The following is a 24,630-nucleotide window of genomic DNA, read 5'->3' on the forward strand; positions in this document are numbered from 1 at the left end:
CGGGCAAGCGCCCGTGGTGTCGTGGCGACCCGGGCCCCCTTCCGCGGACGGCCGTTCCCGCCCGGAGCGGGGCCCGCCTGCTCAGTGCCCCGCGTCCCGGCGCGGGGCGGGCCGCATGACGACCTTGCCCGACGAGAGGTCTATCTCGCCGTGCCCGGGATCGCCGTCCGAGGCGTCCACCCGGGTCAGCAGCAGCCGGTTGCGCTCCTCCTCGGTGTGCCTGCGGCCGGGCGTGAAGAGCTCCTCGATCAGGTTGAACACGAGCCGCCCACCTCTCACTCCACTTCCAGCCGCAGGATCCTGTCGTCCCCCGGCCCGGGCGTGCCCCGGGTGTCCGTCTCGCTGGTGACCAGCCATACGGACGTGCTGCCGTCCGCTCCGGCGACCGGGAGCAACGTGCGCAATCGGCCGTACCGTCCCTGGAGGAACGCCTGCGGAGGCGCCGAAGGTTCCCCGCCGGCCAGTGGGACGCGCCAGAGGCGCTCGCCCCTCAGGCCCGCCAACCAGACGGAACCCGCCGCGTAGGCGATTCCGCTCGGGGATGCCTCGTCCGTCCGCCACTGTGCCACCGGGTCCACGGAGCCCGACTTGCCGCCCTTGCCCTCGACGTCCGGCCAGCCGTAGTTCCGGCCCGGCTCGATGAGGTTCAGTTCGTCCCAGGTGTGCTGGCCGAACTCCGAGGCCCACAGCCGCTTGGCCGAGTCCCACGCCAGACCCTGCACGTTGCGGTGGCCGTACGAATACACCACGGAGTCGGGCCAGGGGTTCCCGTGCACGGGCTGCCCGTCCGGGGTCATCCGCAGGATCTTGCCCCCCAGTGACGTCCGGTCCTGGGCCAACCCCGTGTCGCCGGTCTCGCCGGTGCCCGCGTACAGCATCTTGTCCGGTCCGAAGGCGATCCTTCCGCCGTTGTGGATGGTGCCCTTGGGGATGCCGCGGAGGATGGTGTCCGGAGCTCCGAGCTGCTGACCGGCCGGCTTCTTCTCGTCGTAGAGCATGCGGGCGATGCGGTTGTCCGACGCGGTGGTGAAGTACGCGTACACGAGGTGGTCCGAGGCGTACGCCGGGGAGACGGCCAAGCCCAACAGACCTCCCTCGCCGGCAGGGGCCACGCCGGGGACCGCACCCACGGCGGTCTTCGCACCGGTCTTCGCGTCGACGCGGGTGATCGTGCCCTCGTCGCGGGAGGAGACCAACAGGTCGCCGTCCGGCAGGGCCGCGAGCCCCCACGGCGACTTCAGGCCCTCGGTCAGCGTGGCCGTGACCTTCACCGATCCCTTCGCCGGTGGCGCCTCCACGGCGCCGTCGGTGGCTGCGGGGGAGCCGGGACGGGCCGAGGTGCCCCCGCTGCCGCCCGCGGACGCCACCCCGCCGTCGGAGGAACATCCTGCGAGCAGCAGCGCTGCAGCGGCCACCACGGCCGTCAGGGCTGGACGATGCACGGTTGTAGTCCCTTCGCCGGGTGAGCGGACCGCCGCGGGCCGCACGTCTTCTGTGTTCTTACACCGCAGCCGCAGCCGCAGCCGCAGCCGCAGCCGCGGCCCCCGTCCCCGGCTCCGGACCTGTGGACGAGGCGCCCGCGCGGACGGGACCGCGCCTGCTGCGGGGCGGACCGTCACTGGTCCCAGGATCCCCCGGCCGAGGGCAGTCCCGCGATTTCGGCGACGTCCTGTGCGGTGAGCGACAGCTGTGCCGCCGCCGCGTTCTCCACGGCCCAGCGCTCCCTCTTGGCTCCGGGCACCGGCACGATGTGACGACTCCGGCCCAGCAACCATGCGAGGGCGATCTGAGCGGGGGTCGTTCCCGGGCCGTGCCGCTCGGCGATCCGTCGCAGCCCTGCCACCAGGGGCTGGTTCGCCGCCATCATCTCCGCAGTGAAGCGTGGGTGCCGGGCCCGGAGGTCATCGCGTTCGAAGCCCTGCCCCGGCGTGAGCGTGCCGGTGAGGAACCCGTTGCCCAGCGGCATGGCCGCCAGGAAGCCCACCCCCCGCGCTTCGCACCACGGCAGAAGGCCGCCGAGCGCCTCCGGCGACCACACCGACAGCTCCGCCTGCACAGCGCTGACCGGGAAGACCTGCTGCACCCGCGCCAGCTGCCGGATCGTTTCGTCGTACAGTCGCGCACCCGGTCGGCGCGAGGCGCGCGCCCCCGATGCACAGAGCCCCAGCGCGCGCACCTTGCCCGCCGCGACCAGATCCGCCATCGCGCCCCAGGTCTCCTCCACCGGGATCTCCGGGTCCGCGCGGTGGAGCTGGTACAGATCGATCACGTCGGTACCGAGCCTGCGCAGCGACGCATCGCACGCGCGTCGTACGTACCCCGGTCGTCCGTTGGCGACGATGTGTTGGTCACCGGCCAGCAGCCCGACCTTGGTGGAGACGAAGACGTCGGCCCGCCGTTCCTTGAGGACCCGGCCGAGCAGCAGTTCATTGGTGAAGGGGCCGTACATGTCGGCGGTGTCGAGCAGAGTCACCCCCGCGTCGAGCGCCGCGTGCACCGTGCGCAACGACCGGTCGCCGCGCTGCTGGGAGCTGGTGTACCCCCAGCTCATCGGCATGCAACCGAGGCCGATCGCGCCCACCTCGAGCGCCCCCGCGCCGATTCTCCTGCGGTCCACCTGCCCGTACCCCTCCTCGTGCCGCTCCCCAAACTAACGTCTGGATCCGAGCGTGCTTCGCATAGCCTCCTGACCATGACTGCAGACGTGTGGCTCCCGATTCCGGCCGACGAGATCGAAGGGCTTCCGGCCCCCGCCGCGTCGGGGCTCAACTACCTCTTCTGGGACGGCGGCCGGACGTTCCCCGCCGACCCCGCCGACTGCGCCTTCTACGTCGTTCCGTACATGAAGGGCACGGAGGTCGCGGTGCGCCCGCTGTCCCGCATGGCGAACGTGCGGGTGGTGCAGACCCTTTCAGCCGGCATCGACCACGTCGAACCGGGCCTCGGGTCGCTGTCCGCGGGGGTACTCCTCTGCAACGCCAAGGGAGTTCACGAGGCGAGTACCGCGGAGCTCGCCCTCGCCCTGATTCTCGCCTCCCTGCGCGGCATCCCCCGCTTCGTCGAGGGCCAGCGCACGGAGGAGTGGCGTGCCGGCTTCTACCCGTCGCTCGCGGACAAGTCCGTGCTCATCGTCGGGTACGGCTCGATCGGCGTCGCCATCGAGGACAGGCTCGCGCCCTTCGAATGCGCGCGGGTGGCGCGCGTCGCGCGCTCCGCCCGTACGACCGAGCGCGGCGAAGTGCACGCGTTCACCGACCTTCCGGCACTCCTGCCCGAAGCCGATGTGGTCGTGCTCTCCACGCCGCTCACCCCGGCCACCCACCACCTCGCGGGAGCAGCCTTCCTGGCGCGGATGAAGGACGGGTCCCTGCTGGTAAACGTGGCGCGCGGACCCGTCGTCGACACCAAGGCGCTGCTGGCGGAGGCCGAGAGCGGCCGGATCACCGCGGCCCTGGACGTCACGGACCCCGAGCCGCTGCCCGCCGGCCACCCCCTGTGGCACGCGCCGGGCGTTCTGATCAGCCCTCATGTGGGTGGCTCCACCTCGGCGTTCCTACCGAGGGCCAAGCGATTGCTCGCCGCGCAGCTCACCTCGTTCGCGGTGGGCGAGCCACTGCGCAACGTGGTTCACACGACTGTGTAGTCACCACAGGGGAACCAGCCAGAAACCGTTCGGAGTCATCCGTATGCGTGGTGTGCCGGTGAACGGTCTTCATGGTCACTGAGCGTAGAGGACCTATGTCCCTGAGTGACGAGATTGGTGTATCGTCCCGACTTGGGGACTGCGCCGTGTACTGGAACGGCGCTGCGGTGCGATCAGACTTCGAGGGGGGCGACGGGCGATGCACGGCCAATGGACGAACGATCCGACGCGGCGGAAGTGCCGCCGACTACCCTCCCGTGGGCCGGTGCCGGCGCTTGCCGTCCCCGGCCGTCCGGGGTGTCCGGCCCGGCGCTACAGGAGCGGCGCGCGCTGTCGGGCGAAAGCGCTCTCGGGGGCGGTCCGGTGACCGCCTCGGAGGCGCTCGCGCACGCCCGGCCGCTCCAGGAGGACGGCGGGACGGGAGCGCTGCCCCGACTCCTCCTCGGCGTCGCCGCCGGTGGTTACGCCGTCGGCGCCGCACTCGGCTGGGGTTCGGAGCAACTGGCGCAGATCATGGGCGACTTCGGACTCAGTCTCGCCGCCCTGATCGCCTCGATCTCGTGCTTCCTCTACGCGCGTGCGCGTGGTAGCCGCTTCCGGCCGGCCTGGCTGTTGTTCTCGGTCTCCTCGGCGATGGCGGCGGCGGGGAACGGAGTGTGGGGCTGGTACGAGGTCGTGCTCGATCGCGAGGTGCCCAGCCCCTGCCTCGCCGACCTGTTCTTCCTCTGCTTCGCCCCGCCCGCCATCGTCGGGCTGCTCGTTCTCGCCAAGCGGCCCATCACCCGTGCGGGCTGGGTCTGTCTCGGGCTCGACTCCTGGCTGATCGGCGGCTCGCTGCTGACGCTCTCCTGGAGTCTCGCCCTCGCCCACACCGCCCACTTCGAGGGGGAGAGCGTCGCCCGGGCGGCGCTCTCGCTCGCCTATCCGCTGCTTGACATCGTTCTCGTCAGCATGGTTCTCGCTCTGCACTTCCGGCGGTCGAGCGTCAACAGATCCGCCGTCAACACCGCCCTCGCCGCCCTCGCCCTGACGGTGCTCTGTGACGCGCTCTTCACCTCACCCCTGCTGCGGGAGCACTACCGCTCGGGGCAGCTTCTGGACGCGGGTTGGTTCGCCGGCTCGCTCCTCCTCGCGTACGCGCCCTGGGGGGTCCGCAAAATGGAGGTGAGCGCCGGTCATCCGCGCGGACCCCGCTCGGGGATCCGGCCCATCACCGCCCTCACGCCGTACCTGGCGGCGGCCGTCTGCACGCTCGGCATCCTCTACAACGTCATCGAGGGCCGCCGGGTGGACCGGGTGGTGGTCTTCACCGGCTGCACGGTCGTCCTCGCCCTGGTGGTACGCCAGGGCATCATGCTGCTCGACAACATCGCGCTCACCCACGAACTGGCCCAGAAGGAGAACCACTTCCGCTCCCTGGTGCAGGGATCCAGCGACGTCATCATGATCGCGGCGCCGACGGGTGTGCTCCGCTACGTCAGCCCGGCCGCCGCCGGTGTGTACGGGCGGGACGCGGACGAGCTCATCGGTTCCGAGCTGTCCTCCCTCATCCATCCCGAGGACCTCGGTCGCGTCGTCCACGAGGTGCGCCGGTTCCTGGCCGCCCCTCCGTCGGAAGAGCCCACGACCCGTATCGAGTGCCGCTTCAGGTCGGGCACCGGCCAGTGGCTCAACGTCGAATCCACCGTCAACCGCCACCAAGGCGGCCTGATCTTCAACAGTCGCGACGTCACGGAACGCGTACGGCTCCAGGCCCAGCTGCAGCACAACGCCGAGCACGACTCGCTCACCGACCTGCCCAACCGGGCGCTGTTCACCGAGCGGGTGCGCCAGGCCCTCGGGGGCCGCCGGGCAGGCGATCCGGGGACGGCCGTGCTCTTCATCGACCTGGACGGTTTCAAGGGGGTCAACGACCGCCACGGACACCAGGCCGGTGACGAACTGCTCGTCCAGGCGGCCCGTCGCCTCCACGAGTCCGTGCGGGCGGGCGACACGGCGGCCAGGCTCGGCGGTGACGAGTTCGCGGCCCTCATCCTCGGCGACGGCTCTCGCGACCGGTCCGCCAGGGAGCTCCAGGTGTTCGAGATCGCCGACCGGCTGAGGCTCACACTCTCCCAGCCGTACCGCGTGGAGGGGCACGAGGTGCGGGTCGCCGCGTCCATCGGCGTCGCATTCGCCGAACCCGACATCACCGCAGGCGATCTGCTGCGCAACGCAGACCTGGCCATGTACCGCGCGAAGGCGGGCGGCAAGGACCGCGTCGAGTTGTACGCCCCCCAGATGCAGCAGGGGGGCGCGCGCCGCTCCGAGTCGGCCACCCGGGTGCACACCGCGCTCTACGACGGAGAATTCGCGCTGCTCCACCAGCCGGTGGTCAGCCTCACGGGCGGGGGCATCACGGCCGTTGCGGCGCAGCCGCGCTGGAGATCACCCCAAGGCATCCTCTTCACCCCCGCGGAGTTCCTCAGGGTCGCCGAGGACGGCGGCCGTACCGCGGAGCTGGGGCGCTGGCTGCTGGAGGAGGCCGTGGCCCAGGCGGCGGAACGCAGCCGCCTGGGCCACGAGGTCCCCGTCTCGGTGCGCCTCCCGGCCAGGCGACTGCTGGACCGCTCCATGCCCCTCAGCTCCATCGAGGGCCTGCTCACCCGTCACGGGCTGGCCTCCGGTTCCCTGGTGATCGAGCTCGCGGACAGTGACCCCAGGATCTCCTTCGACGAGCTCGAACAGCGGCTGGTGGCCCTGCGGAGGATGGGCGTACGGATCGCCCTGGACGGCTTCGGCAGCGGCTACGCCGCGATCAACGCCCTGCGTCGGCTCCCCATCGACGTGCTGAAGCTCGACCGCGGTCTGGTCGAGGGAGTCGTGGAGTCGGCGAGACTGCACAAGATCACCGCAGGCCTGCTCCGGATCGCGTGCGATCTCGGGATGGAGTCCGTCGCCGACGGGGTGGACGTGCACGAGCAGGTGTTGGCGCTGCGCGCGATGGGCTGCACGCACGCCCTCGGCATGGCCTTCTCGGGCCCCCTCGACGAGCACCGGCTGCGGCGGGCCCTCCAGCGGGGGACGTTCCGGGTGCCGAGCGGAGCGCCGCTGCCCGTCCTCACGGGGGGCGGCCTGCCCGCCCGCCGTTCGCCGGCGGAGCCGGATGTTTTCGGACACTCGATCTGCTCAAATAATGAGACGCCCGTCCCACCCACTTGACAGTGGCTGTGCGACGGGGAGAGGGTCAGTGCCATGCGCACCCGAATTCTCGTACTTGGAAAGCGCGTCGGCTGAAGCATGGCCCTGTACGGGCCCTGCAGACCGCACCGGCGCGCTCCCCTCGCTTGCCTCCTGGCACGAGGGGTTTTTTGTTGCACCGGCACTGGCCAAATCCCCGCAAAATCCCCGCAAAAACCCTCAGCTTCGAGAAGAGAATGCCGATGACCGAGCAGGCCACCGGGGCCCACCATCCGCAGCCGCGAGCCCGTAACGGCGGACAGCCCTCCACCACCGTCGAGCACGTCACGGGCGCGCAGTCCCTCATCCGCTCGCTCGAGGAAGTCGGGGCCGAGACGGTGTTCGGCATCCCCGGCGGTGCCATCCTCCCCGCCTACGACCCGCTGATGGACTCGTCGAGGGTGCGCCACGTCCTGGTCCGCCACGAGCAGGGCGCCGGCCACGCCGCCACCGGCTACGCGCAGGCCACGGGCAAGGTCGGCGTCTGCATGGCGACCTCCGGCCCCGGCGCCACCAACCTGGTCACTCCGATCGCCGACGCGCACATGGACAGCGTCCCGCTCGTCGCGATCACCGGCCAGGTCGCCAGCAAGGCCATCGGTACGGACGCCTTCCAGGAGGCGGACATCTGCGGCATCACGATGCCCATCACGAAGCACAACTTCCTGGTCACCAGGGCCGAGGACATCCCGCGGACCATCGCCGAGGCGTTCCACATCGCCTCCACGGGCCGCCCCGGTCCGGTCCTCGTCGACATCGCCAAGGACGCCCTGCAGGCTCGGACCACCTTCCAGTGGCCGCCGCAGACGGACCTGCCCGGCTACCGCCCGGTGACCAAGCCGCACGCCAAGCAGATCCGTGAGGCCGCCAAGCTCATCACCCAGGCGAAGCGTCCCGTCCTCTACGTCGGCGGCGGCGTCCTCAAGGCGCGGGCGACCGCCGAGCTCAAGGTCCTCGCGGAACTCACCAACGCCCCCGTCACCACCACTCTGATGGCGCTGGGCGCATTCCCCGACAGCCACCCGCTGCACGTGGGGATGCCGGGCATGCACGGTTCGGTCACCGCCGTCACCGCGCTGCAGAAGGCCGACCTGATCGTCGCCCTCGGTGCCCGTTTCGACGACCGCGTCACCGGGAAGCTGGACAGCTTCGCCCCTTACGCCAAGATCGTCCACGCCGACATCGACCCCGCCGAGATCGGCAAGAACCGCGCTGCCGACGTGCCCATCGTCGGTGACGCCCGCGAGGTCATCGCCGACCTGGTCCAGGCGGTCCAGGCCGAGCACAACGAGGGCCACGCCGGGGACTGCACCGCCTGGTGGAGCGACCTCAACCGCTGGCGCGAGACCTACCCGCTCGGCTACGAGACCCCGCAGGACGGCAGCCTCGCCCCGCAGCAGGTCATCCAGCGGCTCGGCCAGCTCGCCCCGGAGGGCACGATCTTCGCCGCAGGGGTCGGCCAGCACCAGATGTGGGCCGCCCACTTCATCGACTACGAGAAGCCGTCCACCTGGCTGAACTCCGGCGGCGCCGGGACCATGGGGTACGCCGTCCCGGCGGCCATGGGAGCCAAGGCCGGACAGCCCGACCGGACCGTCTGGGCCATCGACGGCGACGGCTGCTTCCAGATGACCAACCAGGAGTTGGTCACCTGCGCCCTCAACGGCATCCCGATCAAGGTCGCGATCATCAACAACGGTGCGCTGGGCATGGTCCGCCAGTGGCAGACCCTGTTCTACAACCAGCGCTACTCCAGCACCGTGCTGCACGCCGACGACACCGGCCACCGCATCACCGGCTCCCAGCTCGGCGCGAGCCAGAGCCCCCGCAAGGGCACCCGGATCCCCGACTTCGTCAAGCTGTCCGAGGCGATGGGCTGTGTCGCCCTGCGCTGCGAGGACCCGGCGGATCTGGACAAGGTCATCGCCGAGGCCAACGCGATCAACGACCGTCCGGTCGTCATCGACTTCATCGTCCACGAGGACGCCATGGTCTGGCCGATGGTGGCCGCCGGAACCTCCAACGACGAGGTCATGGCCGCCCGCGGCGTCCGCCCCGACTTCGGCGACAACGAAGACGACTGAGCCGACTGAAGCGAAGAGAGAGACGCCAAGAACATGTCCAAGCACACGCTCTCGGTCCTGGTGGAGAACACCCCCGGCATCCTGGCCCGGATCGCCGCACTGTTCTCCCGCCGCGGCTTCAACATCGACTCCCTGGCCGTCGGTGTCACCGAGCACCCCGACATCTCCCGCATCACGATCGTGGTCAACGTCGAGGACCTGCCGCTGGAGCAGGTGACCAAGCAGCTCAACAAGCTGGTCAACGTGCTGAAGATCGTGGAACTCGAGCCCGGCTCCGCCGTCCAGCGTGAACTCGTCCTGGTGAAGGTCCGCGCCGACAACGAGACGCGCTCCCAGATCGTCGAGATCGTCCAACTGTTCCGGGCCAAGACCGTGGACGTCTCACCCGAGGCCGTCACGATCGAGGCCACCGGATCGAGTGACAAGCTCGAGGCCATGCTGAAGATGCTGGAACAGTTCGGCATCAAGGAGCTGGTCCAGTCCGGGACCATCGCCATAGGGCGTGGCGCCAGGTCCATCACCGACCGCAGTCTGCGGGCCCTCGACCGCAGCGCGTAGGGCGCGCCCCGAGGATCCGGCCCGCCCGGATAGCGAGACTCGAAAACCCCCTCGTCGCTCCCCGCCGTACGGTGGGATGCAACACCTGCACACCCAAGGAGAAACCCAGTGGCCGAGCTGTTCTACGACGACGACGCCGACCTGTCCATCATCCAGGGCCGCAAGGTCGCGGTCATCGGCTACGGCAGCCAGGGCCACGCCCACGCGCTGTCGCTGCGTGACTCCGGAGTGGACGTCCGCGTCGGTCTGCACGAGGGGTCCAAGTCCAAGGCCAAGGCCGAGGAGCAGGGCCTGCGCGTGGTGACCCCGTCGGAGGCCGCCGCCGAGGCAGACGTGATCATGATCCTGGTCCCGGACCCGATCCAGGCCCAGGTGTACGAGGAGTCCATCAAGGACCACCTGAAGGACGGCGACGCCCTCTTCTTCGGCCACGGCCTGAACATCCGGTACGGCTTCATCAAGCCCCCGGCCGGTGTGGACGTCGCGCTCGTCGCCCCCAAGGGCCCGGGCCACCTGGTCCGCCGCCAGTACGAAGAGGGCCGTGGCGTCCCGTGCATCGCCGGTGTGGAGCAGGACGCGACCGGCAACGCCTTCGCCCTGGCGCTGTCGTACGCCAAGGGCATCGGCGGCACCCGCGCCGGCGTCATCAAGACCACCTTCACCGAGGAGACGGAGACCGACCTGTTCGGTGAGCAGGCCGTCCTCTGCGGTGGCACCGCCGCGCTGGTGAAGGCGGGCTTCGAGACCCTGGTCGAGGCCGGCTACCAGCCGGAGATCGCGTACTTCGAGTGCCTCCACGAGCTGAAGCTGATCGTGGACCTCATGTACGAGGGCGGCCTCGAGAAGATGCGCTGGTCGGTCTCCGAGACTGCGGAGTGGGGCGACTACGTCACCGGCCCGCGGATCATTACCGACCAGACCAAGGCCGAGATGAAGAAGGTCCTCGCCGAGATCCAGGACGGCACCTTCGCCAAGAACTGGATGGACGAGTACCACGGCGGCCTGAAGAAGTACAACGAGTACAAGACGCAGGACGAGAACCACCTCCTTGAGACCACGGGCAAGGAACTGCGCAAGCTCATGAGCTGGGTCGACAACGAGGAGGCGTGAGCCTCGGGTGCGGCGGGTCCGGAAGGGCCCGCCGTACGCGGTTGGACATCCGGTCCAACCCGGACGGGTGATCCTTCCGCCAAGGCTGAAAAGCAACCCGTCGGCACCACTAGAGTGGTCAACACAAACGCGTCAGGTCAGGCCCACAGCGTCGTGCGTCTTCCACGCGGCTAGCCCCTCCACCGCCAGCGGCCGTCGGGACGGCCGTCCGCATCGGACCAGTGAGGACTCACGTGAGCACTGCGCCCCGTAAACCCGTCGTACTCATTGCCGAAGAGCTGTCGCCCGCCACTGTGGACGCGCTCGGTCCGGACTTCGAGATCAGGCAATGCAACGGCGCGGACCGCGCCGAGCTTCTCCCCGCCATCGTCGACGCGGACGCGATCCTCGTCCGTTCGGCCACCAAGGTCGACGCCGAGGCGATCGCGGCCGCCGGCCGGCTGCGGGTCGTCGCCCGCGCCGGTGTCGGCCTGGACAACGTGGACGTCTCCGCCGCCACGAAGGCCGGCGTCATGGTCGTCAATGCACCGACGTCCAACATCGTCACGGCCGCCGAGCTCGCCTGCGGTCTGATCGTCGCCACCGCGCGCAACATCCCGCAGGCCAACACCGCGCTGAAGAACGGCGAGTGGAAGCGCTCCAAGTACACCGGAGTGGAGCTGAGCGAGAAGGTCCTCGGCGTCGTCGGCCTCGGTCGCATCGGCGTGCTGGTGGCCCAGCGCATGTCCGCCTTCGGCATGAAGGTCGTCGCGTACGACCCCTACGTACAGCCGGCGCGCGCCGCCCAGATGGGCGTCAAGCTGCTGTCGCTCGACGAGTTGCTCGAGGTGTCGGACTTCATCACCGTCCACCTCCCCAAGACCCCCGAGACGATCGGCCTCATCGGCGACGAGGCGTTGCACAGGGTCAAGCCGACCGTGCGCATCGTCAACGCGGCGCGCGGCGGGATCGTGGACGAGGAAGCGCTGGCGAGCGCCCTCAAGGAGGGCCGGGTCGCGGGCGCGGGGCTGGACGTCTACGCGAAGGAGCCCTGCACCGATTCCCCGCTGTTCCAGTTCGACCAGGTCGTCTGCACCCCGCACTTGGGCGCCTCGACCGACGAGGCGCAGGAGAAGGCCGGAATCGCGGTCGCCAAGTCCGTGCGCCTGGCGCTCGCCGGCGAGTTGGTCCCGGACGCGGTCAACGTGCAGGGCGGCGTCATCGCGGAGGACGTGCGCCCGGGTCTGCCGCTCGCCGAGAAGCTGGGCCGGATCTTCACCGCCCTCGCGGGCGAGGTCGCGGTCCGTCTCGACGTCGAGGTGTACGGCGAGATCACCCAGCACGACGTGAAGGTGCTCGAACTGTCCGCGCTGAAGGGCGTGTTCGAGGACGTGGTCGACGAGACGGTGTCGTACGTGAACGCGCCGCTGTTCGCCCAGGAGCGCGGCGTCGAGGTCCGTCTCACGACGAGCTCCGAGTCTCCGGACCACCGGAACGTGGTGACCGTGCGCGGCACCCTCTCGGGCGGTGAGGAGGTCGCCGTCTCCGGCACCCTGGCCGGTCCCAAGCACCTGCAGAAGATCGTGGCCGTCGGTGACTACGACATCGACCTGGCGCTGGCCGACCACATGGTCGTGGCGCGCTACGAGGACCGTCCGGGTGTCGTCGGCACGGTCGGCCGGATCCTCGGTGAGGCCGGTCTGAACATCGCGGGCATGCAGGTGGCGCGGCAGTCGGAGGGCGGCGAGGCGCTGGTCGTGCTGACCGTCGACGACACCGTTCCGCAAGCGGTGCTGAACGAGATCGCCGACGAGATCGGTGCGACGTCGGCCCGCTCGGTCAACCTGGTCGACTGACGCTACCCACCCCCGACCCGGGGCGAGCGTACCCGGCCGTATACGCCCGTATTACACGGGTGTATACGGGTCGGGTACGCTGCGTCCATGGGACACCGCGAAGATCTGCTCCAGGGCGCCAAGCGCTGCCTGCTGGAGAAGGGGTACGGCCGGACCACCGCCCGAGACATCGTCGCCGCTTCGGGCACGAACCTGGCGTCCATCGGTTACCACTACGGTTCCAAGGACGCCTTGCTGCAGCGGGCTTTCCTCGCCCTGACCGAAGAGTGGGGCGAGGCCGTGGGACCCGCCGGTGAAGGGGGCGACGACCGTGCGTCCGCGGACCCCTACGGACGCTTCGAAGGGATCTGGGAAAAGGTCATCGCGGCCTTCGAGGAGAGCCGCACGGTCTGGAAGCTCCAGTTGGAGGTCGTCACCCGGCTGGACGACGACGAGGTGCTCCGTGATGCGATCAAGGAACCCCAGAGACAGGGGCGGCTCGGCATCGCGGAACACTTCCTCGGTATCGACCCGGAGGCCGAGCCGGAGAAGGCGCGGACAGCCGGGTTGCTCTTCCAGGCGCTCGTGGCGGGCGTGATGATCCAGTGGATGGTCGATCCGGAGACGGCGCCGTCCGCGAAGGACCTCACCGACGGGCTGAGGGCGGTGGTGGGGGACGGGAGCTGAAGCCCCACCACCACACGACGAGCGTTGCGGCCGGTCGGCGCCGGGTCGCGGCGGAGGCCCGGCTGGTACCGGCCGGGTCGGTTTGACCGTCACGCGCGCCAGAGCCGTGCGGTCTTGAGCGCCATGTGGAGCAGCAGTCGGTCCTCGCCCTCGTCGAGGTCGAGTCCGGTGAGTTGCTCGACCCGGGACAGACGGTAGTAGAGCGTCTGGCGGTGGACCCCCAGGGCGGAGGCCGCGCGGCCCGCCTGGCCGGCGCAGTCCAGGAACACCTCGGCCGTACGTGCCAGCTCGGCGTGGGCCGCGTCGAGGAGGGGAGCGACCGCCGGGTCGGGAGCGGAGGGTGGCGGGATCGCCGTCAGCTGGCGGTACGGGCCGATCGAGGACCAGTCGGTCACCGGGCCGAGCCGCGGCTCGGCTGCCACGGCCCGCGCGGCGGCGGTCGCCTCCCGCCAGGAGGCGTCGAGGTCGGCGATTCCGCGGCGGGGTAGTGCGACGCCGGCATTGCCGTCGAGGCGCGCGGCGGCGGCGTGGGCGGGCGCTGTCGAGTCGGGTGACCGCAGCCGTACCAGGACGGCCAGGGCTCGCCCGTGGTCGCCGTCGGATCCGCCCGCGGCAGCCGCTTCGCCCCCCTCGTCCACCGCAGGAAGGGGGCCGCCGGGTGCGAGGGGGAGCGGCAGCGTGCACAACGCGGCGGCCCCCGGCAGGGTCCGCGCCGACGGGGCGTCGCCCGCCGCCCACGGCGCCACGCAGATCACCGTGTGCAGTCCGTCCGCGTCCGCCCCCAGGGCCGAGCGCAGGGTTGCGAGCGCCATGTCGTACTGCCAGCCGCGTGCGGCCGTCAGCACCGCGCGGAACTCCCGGGACAGGTCCGCGTCCGCCCGCTCCTCGTCCGCGAGCAGCACTCCGATCCGGGCCGTCACCTCCATGGCCGCAGCGAGCTGCCCGGGCGTCGGTGCCGGTTCCGCGTCGAGCAGCCACACATAGCCGAGGACGATGCCGCGGTGGCGGACCGGGAGGCAGATGCGGCTGCGGAGGACGCCGGCCTCGGGGGCCGCCGGGATCCGCACCGGTCCGGTGGCCCGGGCGATTCCGAAGTCCTCGAACCACGCGCGCACCGCCGGCGTGGACTTCCTCGTCAGGATCGACCGGGTGCGGACCGGGTCCATCGTGCTGTCGTCTTCGCCGTCGTGCGCGCCGAAGGCGATCAGCCCGAAGTCCCGGTTCTCCAAGGTCGCGGGGGCGCCGAGCAACCCCGAGATCTCGTCCACCAGCTCTTGGTAATCGCCCTTCACGCGGTCATTCTCGCACCGGGCGACCGCCTCTTCAGACATATGTCTGAAGAGGCGGTCGCGGATGCGTGACAGCTGTCGATGGTCGAGCATCGGAGCGATATCTAGGTTTCACGGTGGTTCTCCGTGCCGTACCCGGATGGTTCGGTTTCGGCCTCCTTCTACCCTTGCTCCGTGGAGGTGCCCCGTGCTGGGTCCCGTGATCCTCGCTGCGTCCCGCAGCGACAAGATGCGCCGCTTCGTGTCGGCAGCCCCCGGGACCAAGCAGGTCGTCGCGCGGTTCATCGCCGGCGAGTCGGTCGACCAGGTGATCCCGATCGTCAAGGACACGGTTGCCAGGGGTCTCGAGGTCACGCTGGACGTGGTGGGCGAGGACATCACGACCCGGGAGCAGGCCGCCGCGGCCAGGGACGCCTACCTGGAGCTGGTCCGGCACCTCGGGGGCCTAGGCCTGGGCGCCAGGGCCGAGATGTCCGTCAAGCTGTCGATGTTCGGCCAGTCGTTGGACGGCGGACACGAGCTGGCGCTGGCCAACGTCCGTCCGGTCGTCGAGGCCGCCGCCGCGATCGGCACCACCGTCACCCTGGACGCCGAGGACCACACCACCCTCGACTCGATGTTCGCCATCCACGACGAGCTGCGCAAGGACTTCCCGCAGACCGGCTGCGTGATCCAGGCGTACCTGTTCCGTACCGAGGCGGACGCACGCCGTCTGGCCGCCGACGGCAGCCGGGTGCGCCTGGTGAAGGGGGCGTACAAGGAGCCCGCCGACGTCGCGATCCAGGACAAGGCGGAGATCGACAAGGCGTACGTGCGCATCCTGAAGGTCCTGATGGAGGGCTCGGGCTACCCGATGATCGGGTCCCACGACCCGCGGCTGATTTCCATCGGACAGGAGCTCGCCCGCCGTGCGGGGCGCAAACTGGACGAGTACGAGTTCCAGATGCTGTACGGGATCCGCAGCGACGAGCACGTGCGGCTGGCGGCCGAGGGCCACCGGATGCGCGTCTACACGGCGTACGGGACCGACTGGTACGGCTACTTCATGCGACGCCTCGCGGAGAAGCCCGCCAACCTCCTCTTCTTCGTCCGGTCGATGATCACTAAGAACTGACCCCAGGGCCGAACCCTCCCACCCCTCTCACAAGGAGTAACGGAACTCATGGACGCCGTCACCCAGGTCCCCGCCCCGGTCAACGAGCCGGTGCACGGCTACGCCCCGGGCTCTGCCGAGCGCGCCCGCCTCGAGGCAAAGCTCAAGGAGCTGGCCGAGAACCCCATCGACCTCCCGATGACGATCAACGGCGAGAAGCGCATGGGCGGTGGCGAGCGCTTCGACGTCGTGCAGCCGCACAACCACCAGGCCGTGATCGGCACCTTCCGCGGCGCCACCCAGCAGGACGCGCAGGACGCCGTCGACGCGGCCCTGGCAGCAGCCCCGGCATGGCGCGCGATGTCCTTCGACGACCGTGCCGCGATCATCCTGCGCGCCGCCGAGCTGCTGGCCGGTCCCTGGCGCGAGACCATGGCCGCTTCCACCATGCTCGGCCAGTCGAAGACCGCACAGCAGGCCGAGATCGACACGCCGTGCGAGCTCGTGGACTTCTGGCGCTTCAACGTGGCGTACGCCCGCCAGATCCTCGCCGAGCAGCCCCCGGCGAACTCCCCCGGCGTGTGGAACCGTCTGGACCACCGACCCCTGGAGGGCTTCGTCTACGCGATCACGCCCTTCAACTTCACCGCGATCGCCGGCAATCTGCCCACGGCCCCCGCCCTGATGGGCAACGTGGTCGTGTGGAAGCCGTCCCCGACCCAGACCCACGCCGCCGTCCTCCTGATGGCGCTGCTGGAGGAGGCCGGTCTGCCCAAGGGCGTCATCAACCTGGTGACGGGCGACGGCATCGCCGTGTCCGAGGTGGCCCTGAACCACCCGGACCTCGCCGGTATCCACTTCACCGGCTCGACGAAGACCTTCCAGCACCTGTGGAAGACGGTCGGCAACAACATCGAGACGTACCGCTCCTATCCGCGCATCGTCGGTGAGACGGGTGGCAAGGACTTCGTCGTCGCCCACCCGAGCGCCGACCGTGCCGTCCTGAAGACCGCGCTGACCCGTGGTTCCTTCGAGTTCCAGGGCCAGAAGTGCTCTGCGTCCTCGCGCGCCTACGTCCCGGCCTCCATCTGGAACTCCGGCTTCAAGGAGGAGTTCGCGGCCGAGGTCGACGGCATCAAGATGGGCGACGTCACCGACCTGACGAACTTCATCGGCGCCGTCATCGACGACCGTGCCTTTGCCAAGAACAAGGCCGCGATCGACCGGGCGAAGGACGACCCGACCTGCACGATCGTCGCCGGCGGCACGTGCGACGACTCGGTCGGCTGGTTCGTCCGCCCGACCGTCATCGAGTGCACCGACCCGGAGAACGAGGTCTTCACCACCGAGTACTTCGGCCCGATCCTCGCCGTGCATGTCTACGACGACGAGAAGTACGAGGAGATGCTGGAGCAGATGGAGTCGGTGTCGGCCTACGCGCTCACCGGCGCGGTCATCGCCCGCGACCGCGCGGCAGCCGCTCGCACGATGGAGAAGCTCCGCTTCGCGGCCGGGAACTTCTACATCAACGACAAGTCGACGGGTGCCGTCGTCGGGCAGCAGCCCTTCGGAGGCGGCCGTGCCTCGGGAACGAACGACAAGGCCGGTGCCCCGCAGAACCTGATGCGCTGGACGCTGACCCGCGCGATCAAGGAGACCTTGGTTCCGCCGGTCGAGTACGGCTACCCGCACATGGGCTGACGCCCCAGGCGTCACGGCCCGGCCGTGAACTCCGCCCCCCGCCGGTCCTCCCCCCGTTCCGGCCGGGGGCGGCTCGCGTTCCACGGGCTTACGCTGCTGGAGAGGGGGGTCGTGCCGAGAAGGGACGCTCATGCCTGGTTCCACGACCCTCGGCCCCGGTCACGGGGTCGACGCGATCGAGCACCCCGATGCCCAGCGGCTCGCCGCCGTGCTGCGCGAAATGCACCGGCTGTTGGGCGCGTCAGGACCGGACCGCATCACCGATCCGCAGGTCGCCGCCCTGTGCGGGGGCGAGGCGCACCACCGCGAGGAGTTCACGCAGTGGGTGGGGCAGGTGGCTGGACGCCTCGAACAAGCCACTCACTGACCCACCGGCCGCCGCGGGACCGTTCCGCCGCAGCCGGGGCGAGCCGTGTCCGGGGCAGGTCGGGGGTCGGGCCCCCGCAGCGTAGGACGGTACGCCGCGCCGCGGTCTGTGCTGCCGGTGTCCCGGCGAGAACCCGTTGGCGCTCGACCAGAACGACCTGATCGGCGGACGCCCGTCACGACGGGGGCGTCTGACCCGTCGCCCGGCCCCATCCGTGGGTGTCCTCGGGGCCGGTGGCCATCGCGGCGGGCCCGGGTCCCGCCGCGGTCACCGTCCGCCGAGCGTCCGCGTGAGGAATCCGTCCACGAGCGAGGCGATCCCGGGTGCGTGCGTCTCCAGGGCGAAGTGCCCCGTGGGAAGCAGGTGGATCTCCGCGTCCGGGAGGTCCCGGCGGAACGCCTCCGCGCCGGCCGGGACGAAGATCTCGTCGTAGGCGCCCCAGACCGCGAGCAACGGGGCCCGACGCTCGCGGAAGTACTCCTGGAAGGCCGGGTAGAGGGCGAAGTTGGAGCCGTAGTCGCTGAGCAGGTCGAGTTGGATGGCGTCCTGCCCGTCGCGGGCCATCAGGGCCGTGTCGTGTTCGTAGGCGTCCGGGCTCACCAACGACTGCTGTTCTGCGGGCACGCCGTGGAGGTACTGCCACCTGATTCCCTCGGGCGAGCTGATCTCGCGCACACGTGACTCGGTCTCCGGCGTGCGGTTCGCGATCAGGGCCAGGACCGGTTCCCAGGCGGGCCCGAGGCCTTCTTCGTACGCGTTGCCGTTCTGCGTGATGATCGCGGTGACGCGGTCGGGGTGGGCGAGGGCAAGGCGCAGCCCGATCGGGGCGCCGTAGTCCTGGATGTAGAGGGCGAACCGGGCCAGCCCCAGCTGTTCGGTGAACTCGCCCGTCAGGGAGGCGAGTTCGTCGAAGGAGTACGGGAACTCGGTGGCGGAGGGCGCTGCCGAGCGGCCGAAGCCCAGGTGGTCGGGAGCAATCACGCGGTAGTGGGCGGCGAGCAGGGGGATCAGGTCGCGGAACATGTGCGAGCTGGTCGGGAATCCGTGCAGGAGCAGCAGGGCGGGGGCGTCGGGCGCGCCGGCTTCCCGGTAGAAGATCTCGTGACCGCGGATGGTCGCGGTGCGGTAGTGCACCGGCAGGGTCCCGTGGCGCGGTTGCAGGGTCACGTCTAACCCCTCATGGGCGATTGGATAGTTACGACTGTGAGGTAATCACGGATGAACCTAACCTGTCAATGTTATTTTAATGGTTATGGAGCTGAGGTCGGGTCAGTTTGCGGCGGCGCAAGGCGGTTACCCGAACACCATGACGGAGACCACGAAGAAGACGAGCCAGGCACGGGCAACTGCCCGGAAGCAGGCGCAGCAGGCCCAGAGCACGGCCCGGGACTCGACCGGGACCGCGGCGCGCACCACGCGCGAGTCCGCGCGTGACACCGCCGACTCCGCGCGTGGGGCGACGACTGCGACCGCGGAGAAGGCCAGGAGCGCGGCGCGGACCGTCCAGCGGACCGCCACGGGTGCCGCGGAGCGTGCCGCCGGGGCGGCGGGGGTCGTCTGGACCCTGATCAAGACCCGCAAGGCGGTCGTGGCGGGGGCGGGAGCAGGCGTCGCCACCGCACTGGCGGGTTCCTACGCCCTCGGGCGCCGGGCCGGCTTGCAGCAGCGCGGCCCGCTGTCCCGTCTCAGCGGTGGCAGGTTGTGAGCGGCGTGCCGGCGCGGGCGGTCGCGTCCGGTGGACGGGTCGTCCCCCGGTCGTCGCGCTGCGCCGGGGTGGCGGCCCCCGTCGCGAGGGTCCGGCGGTGCGGGTGGCCCGCCGCGGCGCCGAACGGCCCCGGCGCGCGTGCGGCGCTCCCCGGCGGCGGAGTTGAGGCCGCGTCACCCCGCGTGGTGCAGCGGTGGTGCCCCGGCTGCGGTCGGGTGCGCCGTGCCTCCCGGTGCGTGTGGAGGTCCGTCGCGAGACCTCGCCCCATGGGTGCGTCCGCGCCGGTCGTGCGGATCGGCCCCGGGGCGGCGCCCTGATCCGCCGAGGTGCGGGAGGGGCGCCCGGCCCGCCGCCCGGACGCGGTGACGGCCCCCACTCCTGTGGTGCGCCTCGGACGAAGGCGCGGCGCCGTACCGATCCCGCAGCTCGTGGCTGTGGCGCGGGTCATCGGGGTGCTGGGGTCGGGCGGGCCCGACGGCTCCTGGACGAGCCGGACTCCACGTGCCTCCGTGCCGCCGTGAGGGGCGCACTCCCTTCCCCCGCCGCCGGCTCGATGTTCTTCGACTGGCGGGACGGGGACGTGCTCTGACCGGGGGTGCAGTCCGTCCGTCCGACCCGCGGGGGCGCACCTGTGTGCTGCACCGTCGCCCGGTCGGTGCGACGGTCTCAGTCCTCGCCGGCTTTGGTGAGGTCCCTCTTCAGCCCGTACGCCGCTGCCGCCGCACCGAGCGCCGCACAGGCCGCGGAGGCGTACCAGGGGAGCGCGTACGTCCCGGTGAGGACCATGACCACGAGGGCGGTCACGCTCAGGGCCCAGGCCGCGAGCAGTATTTGCATCGGGCGGCTGAAGAAGTAGGTGCGCCGTGGTGCCGGAGGCGGTGCGTCGAGCGCCGCCGCAGGTCCCGTGCTCGCGGCCTTCGTGCGCTTGAAGTACGCGTAGAAGAGCCACTGGCCGCAGATCTCCCAGCCCTCGGGCGTCAGGCGGTCGAGGACCTCGGCCCGCCTCCTGCCGCCCACGATCTCGCGGCGGTACTCCCAGCGCAGCGCCGAACCCCGCACGCGGCGGCACACGAACCGACCCAGCCCGTCGAGCCGTTCGACCTCCCAACCCTGGTCGCCGTGGACGGCCAGCAGGCGGAGGTCGTTGTTGATGTCGGCCGTCCAGGTCCAGGTCTCGGTCTCCTCGCCGGGCTCCGTGGCGGGGCCCGGCGCCCCGCCGCTCAGCAACTCGGCGAACTCGACCGCGGGGCCGAATTCGTCCTCCGCCGTGCCGCCCGTCTCGACGAGGTGGGCGTTGAGTTCGGAGACCGTTGCCTCGGCCTGGTCCTCGGGCACGCCTGCGTCACGCAGTGCGCGGGTGAGCTCGTCGAAGTACTCGGCTCGGTCGGTCGTCATCGTGTTCCCCCTGTGGACAGCATGGTGCTGACGGTGGTGTGGAATCCCAGCCAGGCGTCACTCTCGGCTGCGAGGTGCTCCTGTCCCCGTGTGGTCAGCCGGTAGTAGCGGCGCCCCGGTCCGCGCTCGGCGGCCCGGAACTCGCCCACCACTAGTCCGGATTCCTCAAGGCGGTTGAGCACCGGGTAGAGCGTCCCGCCCTTGATCTGCCCCAGCCCTGCTCCGGCGAGGGCTTTGGCGATCTCGTAGCCGTAGCTCTCGCCGCCCGTGAGACAGGACAGGACGAGGAGGTCGAGCACGCCCTTGAGCCAACTTGATCTGCGGTCTGCGGCCATGCCTGTATTTCAACACCACATAGATAGATATGCAACCTAACTAGCGATGCTATCTGGATCGGATCGCCAGGACCTTTCGGCGTGCGCCACAGCGTCCCGGGGAACGCCTCGACGACGGGTGCGGAGCACTCCGTGGCCGTCCCGTCCGGCGTGCCGCTCGCAGGCGTGGCACGACGAAGTCACGGATGCGCTTGAGCGTGGGCGTGGCGGTCGCCTGACAGGCCTTCCGGCCGGCACGCCTTCCGGTCGGATCGACTGTTCGGCCGCGTGAACGTGGTCGCGGGGTGCCGACGGGGGAGTGCCGATCTCGAACCGGATCGCTCGTCTCGGTGGGGTGCGCCCCCATGCCGGAGCGGACCCGGGCCCTCGCGGTGCAAGCGTCGAACCGTGGGCTCGGAGGTGCTCCCGGCGGGGCTCTCCAAGATCGCGTCTCAGATAGTAGGAAGTCCGACTAATTGTAGAGACAGACCGGCCGGACTCCCTTAGCGTTGTAGCAGCCGAACGTCTCGCTCGATCAAGCGAATGGCGGTCGCGAGCCGGTGCCCTAGGCAGGCGACCCCTGCGGCCCGCTCCCCGCCCCTTCCGGCCCCTCGTAGACACGCCGTGCGGTACCGCCCGTCATGGCACTTGATCTCAAGGAGTCGATCATCATGTCCGAGACGACCCTCGTCCGCCGCCGCGTCCGTCACGCCGCCCGCACCACCGAGTCGGACCGCAAGAACGCCGCCGCCGCCCTGCAGCGGGCTCTCGACCGCAGGGACAACGGCGGCGAGACGGGCCACTAGAACGACGGCACACCCGTACTCGGTCCCAGCGCCCCGCCCGAGCGTCCGTCGGTCCTGGAGGGCGCACGGACGGGAGCCCGTCCGAGCCCCTGCGTGCTCCGCCCCGCACGTCGGCCTCCGCCTCCACTGCGAGGGAGGTCCGGGGCGGCCGGCTGCACGGGCGCAGGTCATCGTGACGCTCGAGTCGAGGGCCGAGTCCGGGCCGGCTCAGGGGTGTCCCCGGGGTGCGCGGGTCGGCAACCGCGTGCTCATCGGATGCGTCACGGGTGCACGCGCGGGGCGACAGTCGGAACCGTGAGCTGCTCCGCAGGCCAGCGCCCCGTGACGGTGTGCACTGCGCCCGGGCGTCCCGTGGTCGGCGCCCGACTCGATCCGTTCTCGCAACACGTCGTCCGTATGCTGGACGGAGCATGTCATTCATTGGGACGGAGAGTACGGTGCCGACTATGTCTCGCAGCATCAATCTCGCAGTGATCCCCGGTGACGGCATCGGCCAGGAGGTCGTGGCCCAGGGCCTCAAGGTCCTCTCAGCCGTCCTTCCCCAGGACGTGAAGCTGGAGACCAAGGAATACGACCTGGGCGCCCGGCGCTGGCACCGCACCGGTGAGACCCTTCCCGACGCTGAGCTCGACGCCCTCAAGCAGCACGACGCGATCCTCCTCGGCGCGATCGGTGACCCCTCCGTGCCGTCCGGCGTCCTCGAGCGGGGGCTGCTGTTGAAGTTGCGGTTCGCCTTCGACCACTACGTCAACCTGCGTCCGTCGAAGCTGTTCCCGAACACCGCGACGCCGCTCGCCGGCCGTCCCGCCATCGACTTCGTCGTGGTCCGGGAGGGCACTGAGGGGCCCTACACGGGCAACGGCGGCTCGCTGCGCACCGGAACGCCCGCCGAGGTCGCCACCGAGGTCAGCGTCAACACCGCGTACGGGGTGGAGCGCGTCGTCCGCGACGCGTACGAGCGCGCCAGCGCCCGGCCCCGCAAGAAGCTCACACTGGTCCACAAGAACAACGTCCTCGTGTACGCGGGGCACATGTGGAAGAACATCTTCGACGCGGTCGGCCGCGAGTACCCGGACGTGACCACCGACTACCTGCACGTCGATGCTGCGACGATCTTCTTCGTCACCCAGCCGGAGCGCTTCGACGTCATCGTCACCGACAACCTTTTCGGTGACATCCTCACCGACCTCGCCGCCGCCGTCACGGGTGGGATCGGTCTGGCCGCGTCCGGCAACGTCAACCCGACGGGCGCCTTCCCGTCCATGTTCGAGCCCGTCCACGGTTCCGCACCCGACATCGCCGGCCAGGGCAAGGCCGACCCTACGGCTACGATCCTGTCCGTCGCCCTCCTCCTGCGGCACCTCGGCCACGAGTCCGAGGCCACCCGCATCGAGGAGGCCGTCGCCGCCGACCTGGCGGAGCGGGACGGCACGCCGCGGACCACCGACGAGATCGGCGACGCACTCGCCGTACGAGTAGCGGGCTGACCCGTCGACGCTCGAAAACTCGAAGCCGCCGGGTCACATCCGCACCCGGCGGCTTCTCCTCCGCGGCCTCCGGGTGCCACCATCAACCATGGGCCGCGGTCCACGCCGTTCCCCGCGAACCCCCACGCGCTGCGATAATCGAACGCGGGGCCGCTTCATTCGGGGAAGCTCGGACGTCCTCGTACTTGCGTACACAGGGGCGTGCAGTCGTATCGGCGTGAGCGCGGTCCGTCACAAACACACGGTGAAGGACACGCAGACATGACGACGCCCACGATCGAGCTCAAGCCCTCCTCGACTCCCCTGTCCGACGCGGAGCGCGAGGCGATCCTGGCCAACCCGGGATTCGGCCGCCACTTCACCGATCACATGGTGACCATCAAGTGGACGGAGGGACGGGGCTGGCACGATGCCCAGCTCACCCCGTACGCGCCGCTGTCCATCGACCCGGCGAACATGACCCTCCACTACGCGCAGGAGATCTTCGAGGGACTGAAGGCCTACCGCAGGCCCGACGGCTCGGTCGCGACCTTCCGGCCCGACGCCAACGCCCGGCGCTTCCAGGAGTCCGCCCGCCGCCTCGCGATGCCCGAGCTGCCGGTGGAAACGTTCATCGCAGCCTGTGACGCCCTGGTCCAGCAGGACAGCGCCTGGGTTCCGGCACACGGGGGAGAAGCCTCGCTCTACCTGCGCCCCTTCATGTTCGCGAACGAGGTCGGTCTCGGGGTGAGGCCGGCCAACGAGTACCTGTTCATCGTCATCGCCTCCCCGGCCGGCCCGTACTTCCCCGGTGGGGTCAGGCCCGTGTCGATCTGGCTCTCCGAGGACCGCGTCCGTGCCGTGCCCGGTGGCATCGGCTTCGCCAAGACGGGCGGTAACTACGCGGCGTCCCTGCTCGCCCAGGCCGAGGCTGCTGCGAAGGGCTGCGACCAGGTCGCCTACCTCGATGCGGTCGAGCACAAGTGGGTGGAAGAGCTCGGGGGCATGAACCTGTACTTCGTGTACGGGGACAGGATCGTCACGCCCGAGCTCACGGGCTCGCTCCTCGCGGGCATCACCCGCGACTCGCTCCTGAAGCTCGCCGGCGACCTCGGCTACACCTCCGAGGAGGCCAGGGTCTCCATCGACCAGTGGAAGCGCGACACCGAGAACGGCACCCTCACCGAGGTCTTCGCCTGCGGGACCGCGGCGGTCATCACCCCCGTCGGGACGGTCAAGTCGGCGGGTGGGGAGTGGACGCAGTCCGACGGCGAGCCGGGCAAGGTCACCATGGAGCTGCGCAAGGCGCTCCTGGACATCCAGATCGGTGTCGCCGAGGACGAGCACGACTGGATGCACACGCTGGGCTGATCCTCGTG

General features: G+C 70.3%; 21 protein-coding genes. 14 read left to right on the forward strand and 7 right to left on the reverse strand.

The window, feature by feature from the left end; translation table 11 throughout:
* Nucleotides 1-81: 81 nt before the first annotated feature.
* The 3 genes from ACFXOM_RS13695 to ACFXOM_RS13705 form a co-directional block, all read right to left on the reverse strand.
* Nucleotides 82-261: a DUF6191 domain-containing protein gene (locus ACFXOM_RS13695; protein WP_384933697.1), complete on the reverse strand. Its 180-nt coding sequence runs from the start codon at nt 259-261 to the stop codon at nt 82-84.
* Nucleotides 262-275: 14 nt separating this feature from the next.
* Nucleotides 276-1,427: a PQQ-dependent sugar dehydrogenase gene (locus tag ACFXOM_RS13700; RefSeq protein ID WP_384934075.1), complete on the reverse strand. Its 1,152-nt coding sequence runs from the start codon at nt 1,425-1,427 to the stop codon at nt 276-278.
* 188 nt (nt 1,428-1,615) lie between these two features.
* Nucleotides 1,616-2,617, reverse strand: coding sequence for an aldo/keto reductase (locus ACFXOM_RS13705; protein WP_384933700.1), 1,002 nt, complete (start codon nt 2,615-2,617; stop codon nt 1,616-1,618).
* Between the two features lie 75 nt (nt 2,618-2,692).
* On the opposite strand from ACFXOM_RS13705, the gene ACFXOM_RS13710 reads away from it, so the two are divergent.
* The 7 genes from ACFXOM_RS13710 to ACFXOM_RS13740 all read left to right on the forward strand — a co-directional run bounded on the left by ACFXOM_RS13710 (nt 2,693) and on the right by ACFXOM_RS13740 (nt 13,115).
* Nucleotides 2,693-3,643: a 2-hydroxyacid dehydrogenase gene (locus tag ACFXOM_RS13710; protein WP_384933703.1), complete on the forward strand. Its 951-nt coding sequence runs from the start codon at nt 2,693-2,695 to the stop codon at nt 3,641-3,643.
* A gap of 297 nt (nt 3,644-3,940) precedes the next feature.
* Nucleotides 3,941-6,844: a putative bifunctional diguanylate cyclase/phosphodiesterase gene (locus tag ACFXOM_RS13715; RefSeq protein ID WP_384948123.1), complete on the forward strand. Its 2,904-nt coding sequence runs from the start codon at nt 3,941-3,943 to the stop codon at nt 6,842-6,844.
* A 215-nt stretch (nt 6,845-7,059) separates the two neighbouring features.
* Nucleotides 7,060-8,946, forward strand: a complete 1,887-nt coding sequence (locus ACFXOM_RS13720) for an acetolactate synthase large subunit (protein ID WP_384933706.1) — start codon at nt 7,060-7,062, stop codon at nt 8,944-8,946.
* Between the two features lie 33 nt (nt 8,947-8,979).
* Entirely contained in the window at nt 8,980-9,504 is a 525-nt protein-coding gene (gene ilvN, locus ACFXOM_RS13725) for an acetolactate synthase small subunit (protein ID WP_361289159.1), read from the forward strand.
* A 108-nt stretch (nt 9,505-9,612) separates the two neighbouring features.
* On the forward strand, nt 9,613-10,614 hold the full coding sequence (gene ilvC, locus ACFXOM_RS13730; protein ID WP_384933709.1) for a ketol-acid reductoisomerase: 1,002 nt from the start codon (nt 9,613-9,615) through the stop codon (nt 10,612-10,614).
* Nucleotides 10,615-10,847: 233 nt separating this feature from the next.
* Nucleotides 10,848-12,449, forward strand: coding sequence for a phosphoglycerate dehydrogenase (serA, locus tag ACFXOM_RS13735; protein ID WP_384933712.1), 1,602 nt, complete (start codon nt 10,848-10,850; stop codon nt 12,447-12,449).
* Nucleotides 12,450-12,536: 87 nt separating this feature from the next.
* Nucleotides 12,537-13,115, forward strand: a complete 579-nt coding sequence (locus tag ACFXOM_RS13740; RefSeq protein WP_384933715.1) for a TetR/AcrR family transcriptional regulator — start codon at nt 12,537-12,539, stop codon at nt 13,113-13,115.
* Nucleotides 13,116-13,204: 89 nt separating this feature from the next.
* On the opposite strand, the gene ACFXOM_RS13745 is transcribed toward ACFXOM_RS13740, so the two are convergent.
* Nucleotides 13,205-14,407 carry a PucR family transcriptional regulator gene (locus ACFXOM_RS13745; protein ID WP_384933717.1) on the reverse strand — a complete coding sequence of 401 codons (1,203 nt, stop codon included), beginning with the start codon at nt 14,405-14,407 and terminating at the stop codon, nt 13,205-13,207.
* A gap of 184 nt (nt 14,408-14,591) precedes the next feature.
* Here ACFXOM_RS13745 and ACFXOM_RS13750 point away from each other — a divergent pair, with 184 nt between their 5' ends.
* The 3 genes from ACFXOM_RS13750 to ACFXOM_RS13760 all read left to right on the forward strand — a co-directional run bounded on the left by ACFXOM_RS13750 (nt 14,592) and on the right by ACFXOM_RS13760 (nt 17,565).
* Nucleotides 14,592-15,518, forward strand: coding sequence for a proline dehydrogenase family protein (locus ACFXOM_RS13750; RefSeq protein WP_384933720.1), 927 nt, complete (start codon nt 14,592-14,594; stop codon nt 15,516-15,518).
* A gap of 48 nt (nt 15,519-15,566) precedes the next feature.
* Nucleotides 15,567-17,198, forward strand: a complete 1,632-nt coding sequence (gene pruA, locus ACFXOM_RS13755) for an L-glutamate gamma-semialdehyde dehydrogenase (protein ID WP_385037965.1) — start codon at nt 15,567-15,569, stop codon at nt 17,196-17,198.
* Between the two features lie 130 nt (nt 17,199-17,328).
* Complete coding sequence (locus ACFXOM_RS13760) at nt 17,329-17,565, forward strand: hypothetical protein (RefSeq protein ID WP_384933726.1); 237 nt, start codon at nt 17,329-17,331, stop codon at nt 17,563-17,565.
* 267 nt (nt 17,566-17,832) lie between these two features.
* On the opposite strand, the gene ACFXOM_RS13765 is transcribed toward ACFXOM_RS13760, so the two are convergent.
* Nucleotides 17,833-18,732 carry an alpha/beta fold hydrolase gene (locus ACFXOM_RS13765; RefSeq protein WP_384933729.1) on the reverse strand — a complete coding sequence of 300 codons (900 nt, stop codon included), beginning with the start codon at nt 18,730-18,732 and terminating at the stop codon, nt 17,833-17,835.
* A 139-nt stretch (nt 18,733-18,871) separates the two neighbouring features.
* Here ACFXOM_RS13765 and ACFXOM_RS13770 point away from each other — a divergent pair, with 139 nt between their 5' ends.
* Entirely contained in the window at nt 18,872-19,270 is a 399-nt protein-coding gene (locus ACFXOM_RS13770; RefSeq protein WP_385037968.1) for a hypothetical protein, read from the forward strand.
* A gap of 666 nt (nt 19,271-19,936) precedes the next feature.
* Here ACFXOM_RS13770 and ACFXOM_RS13775 read toward each other — a convergent pair.
* Both ACFXOM_RS13775 and ACFXOM_RS13780 read right to left on the reverse strand, forming a co-directional pair.
* Nucleotides 19,937-20,665 (reverse strand): hypothetical protein, encoded by a 729-nt coding sequence (locus ACFXOM_RS13775; protein ID WP_384933734.1) that lies wholly within the window; start codon nt 20,663-20,665, stop codon nt 19,937-19,939.
* Nucleotides 20,662-21,000 (reverse strand): PadR family transcriptional regulator, encoded by a 339-nt coding sequence (locus ACFXOM_RS13780; RefSeq protein ID WP_384933736.1) that lies wholly within the window; start codon nt 20,998-21,000, stop codon nt 20,662-20,664. The genes ACFXOM_RS13775 and ACFXOM_RS13780 overlap by 4 nt, the downstream gene beginning before the upstream one ends.
* A gap of 650 nt (nt 21,001-21,650) precedes the next feature.
* Here ACFXOM_RS13780 and ACFXOM_RS13785 point away from each other — a divergent pair.
* From ACFXOM_RS13785 to ACFXOM_RS13795, 3 genes are all read left to right on the forward strand, one after another.
* On the forward strand, nt 21,651-21,785 hold the full coding sequence (locus tag ACFXOM_RS13785; protein WP_384933739.1) for a hypothetical protein: 135 nt from the start codon (nt 21,651-21,653) through the stop codon (nt 21,783-21,785).
* 446 nt (nt 21,786-22,231) lie between these two features.
* Nucleotides 22,232-23,272: a 3-isopropylmalate dehydrogenase gene (locus tag ACFXOM_RS13790; RefSeq protein WP_384933742.1), complete on the forward strand. Its 1,041-nt coding sequence runs from the start codon at nt 22,232-22,234 to the stop codon at nt 23,270-23,272.
* Between the two features lie 261 nt (nt 23,273-23,533).
* Nucleotides 23,534-24,622 (forward strand): branched-chain amino acid aminotransferase, encoded by a 1,089-nt coding sequence (locus tag ACFXOM_RS13795; RefSeq protein WP_384933744.1) that lies wholly within the window; start codon nt 23,534-23,536, stop codon nt 24,620-24,622.
* The last annotated feature ends 8 nt before the right edge of the window (nt 24,623-24,630 follow it).

Source organism: Streptomyces sp. NPDC059169 (assembly GCF_042755225.1).
GTDB lineage: Bacteria > Actinomycetota > Actinomycetes > Streptomycetales > Streptomycetaceae > Streptomyces.

Excerpts from the sequence above, each read along its gene's own strand:
- ACFXOM_RS13710 (WP_384933703.1), top strand. The coding sequence starts at position 2,693 with ATGACTGCAGACGTGTGGCTCCCGATTCCGGCCGACGAGATCGAAGGG.
- ACFXOM_RS13720 (WP_384933706.1), top strand. The coding sequence starts at position 7,060 with ATGCCGATGACCGAGCAGGCCACCGGGGCCCACCATCCGCAGCCGCGA.
- ilvN (WP_361289159.1), top strand. The coding sequence starts at position 8,980 with ATGTCCAAGCACACGCTCTCGGTCCTGGTGGAGAACACCCCCGGCATC.
- ACFXOM_RS13740 (WP_384933715.1), top strand. The coding sequence starts at position 12,537 with ATGGGACACCGCGAAGATCTGCTCCAGGGCGCCAAGCGCTGCCTGCTG.
- pruA (WP_385037965.1), top strand. The coding sequence starts at position 15,567 with ATGGACGCCGTCACCCAGGTCCCCGCCCCGGTCAACGAGCCGGTGCAC.
- ACFXOM_RS13760 (WP_384933726.1), top strand. The coding sequence starts at position 17,329 with ATGCCTGGTTCCACGACCCTCGGCCCCGGTCACGGGGTCGACGCGATC.
- ACFXOM_RS13770 (WP_385037968.1), top strand. The coding sequence starts at position 18,872 with ATGACGGAGACCACGAAGAAGACGAGCCAGGCACGGGCAACTGCCCGG.
- ACFXOM_RS13775 (WP_384933734.1), bottom strand. The coding sequence starts at position 20,665 with ATGACGACCGACCGAGCCGAGTACTTCGACGAGCTCACCCGCGCACTG.
- ACFXOM_RS13780 (WP_384933736.1), bottom strand. The coding sequence starts at position 21,000 with ATGGCCGCAGACCGCAGATCAAGTTGGCTCAAGGGCGTGCTCGACCTC.
- ACFXOM_RS13785 (WP_384933739.1), top strand. The coding sequence starts at position 21,651 with ATGTCCGAGACGACCCTCGTCCGCCGCCGCGTCCGTCACGCCGCCCGC.
- ACFXOM_RS13790 (WP_384933742.1), top strand. The coding sequence starts at position 22,232 with ATGTCTCGCAGCATCAATCTCGCAGTGATCCCCGGTGACGGCATCGGC.
- ACFXOM_RS13795 (WP_384933744.1), top strand. The coding sequence starts at position 23,534 with ATGACGACGCCCACGATCGAGCTCAAGCCCTCCTCGACTCCCCTGTCC.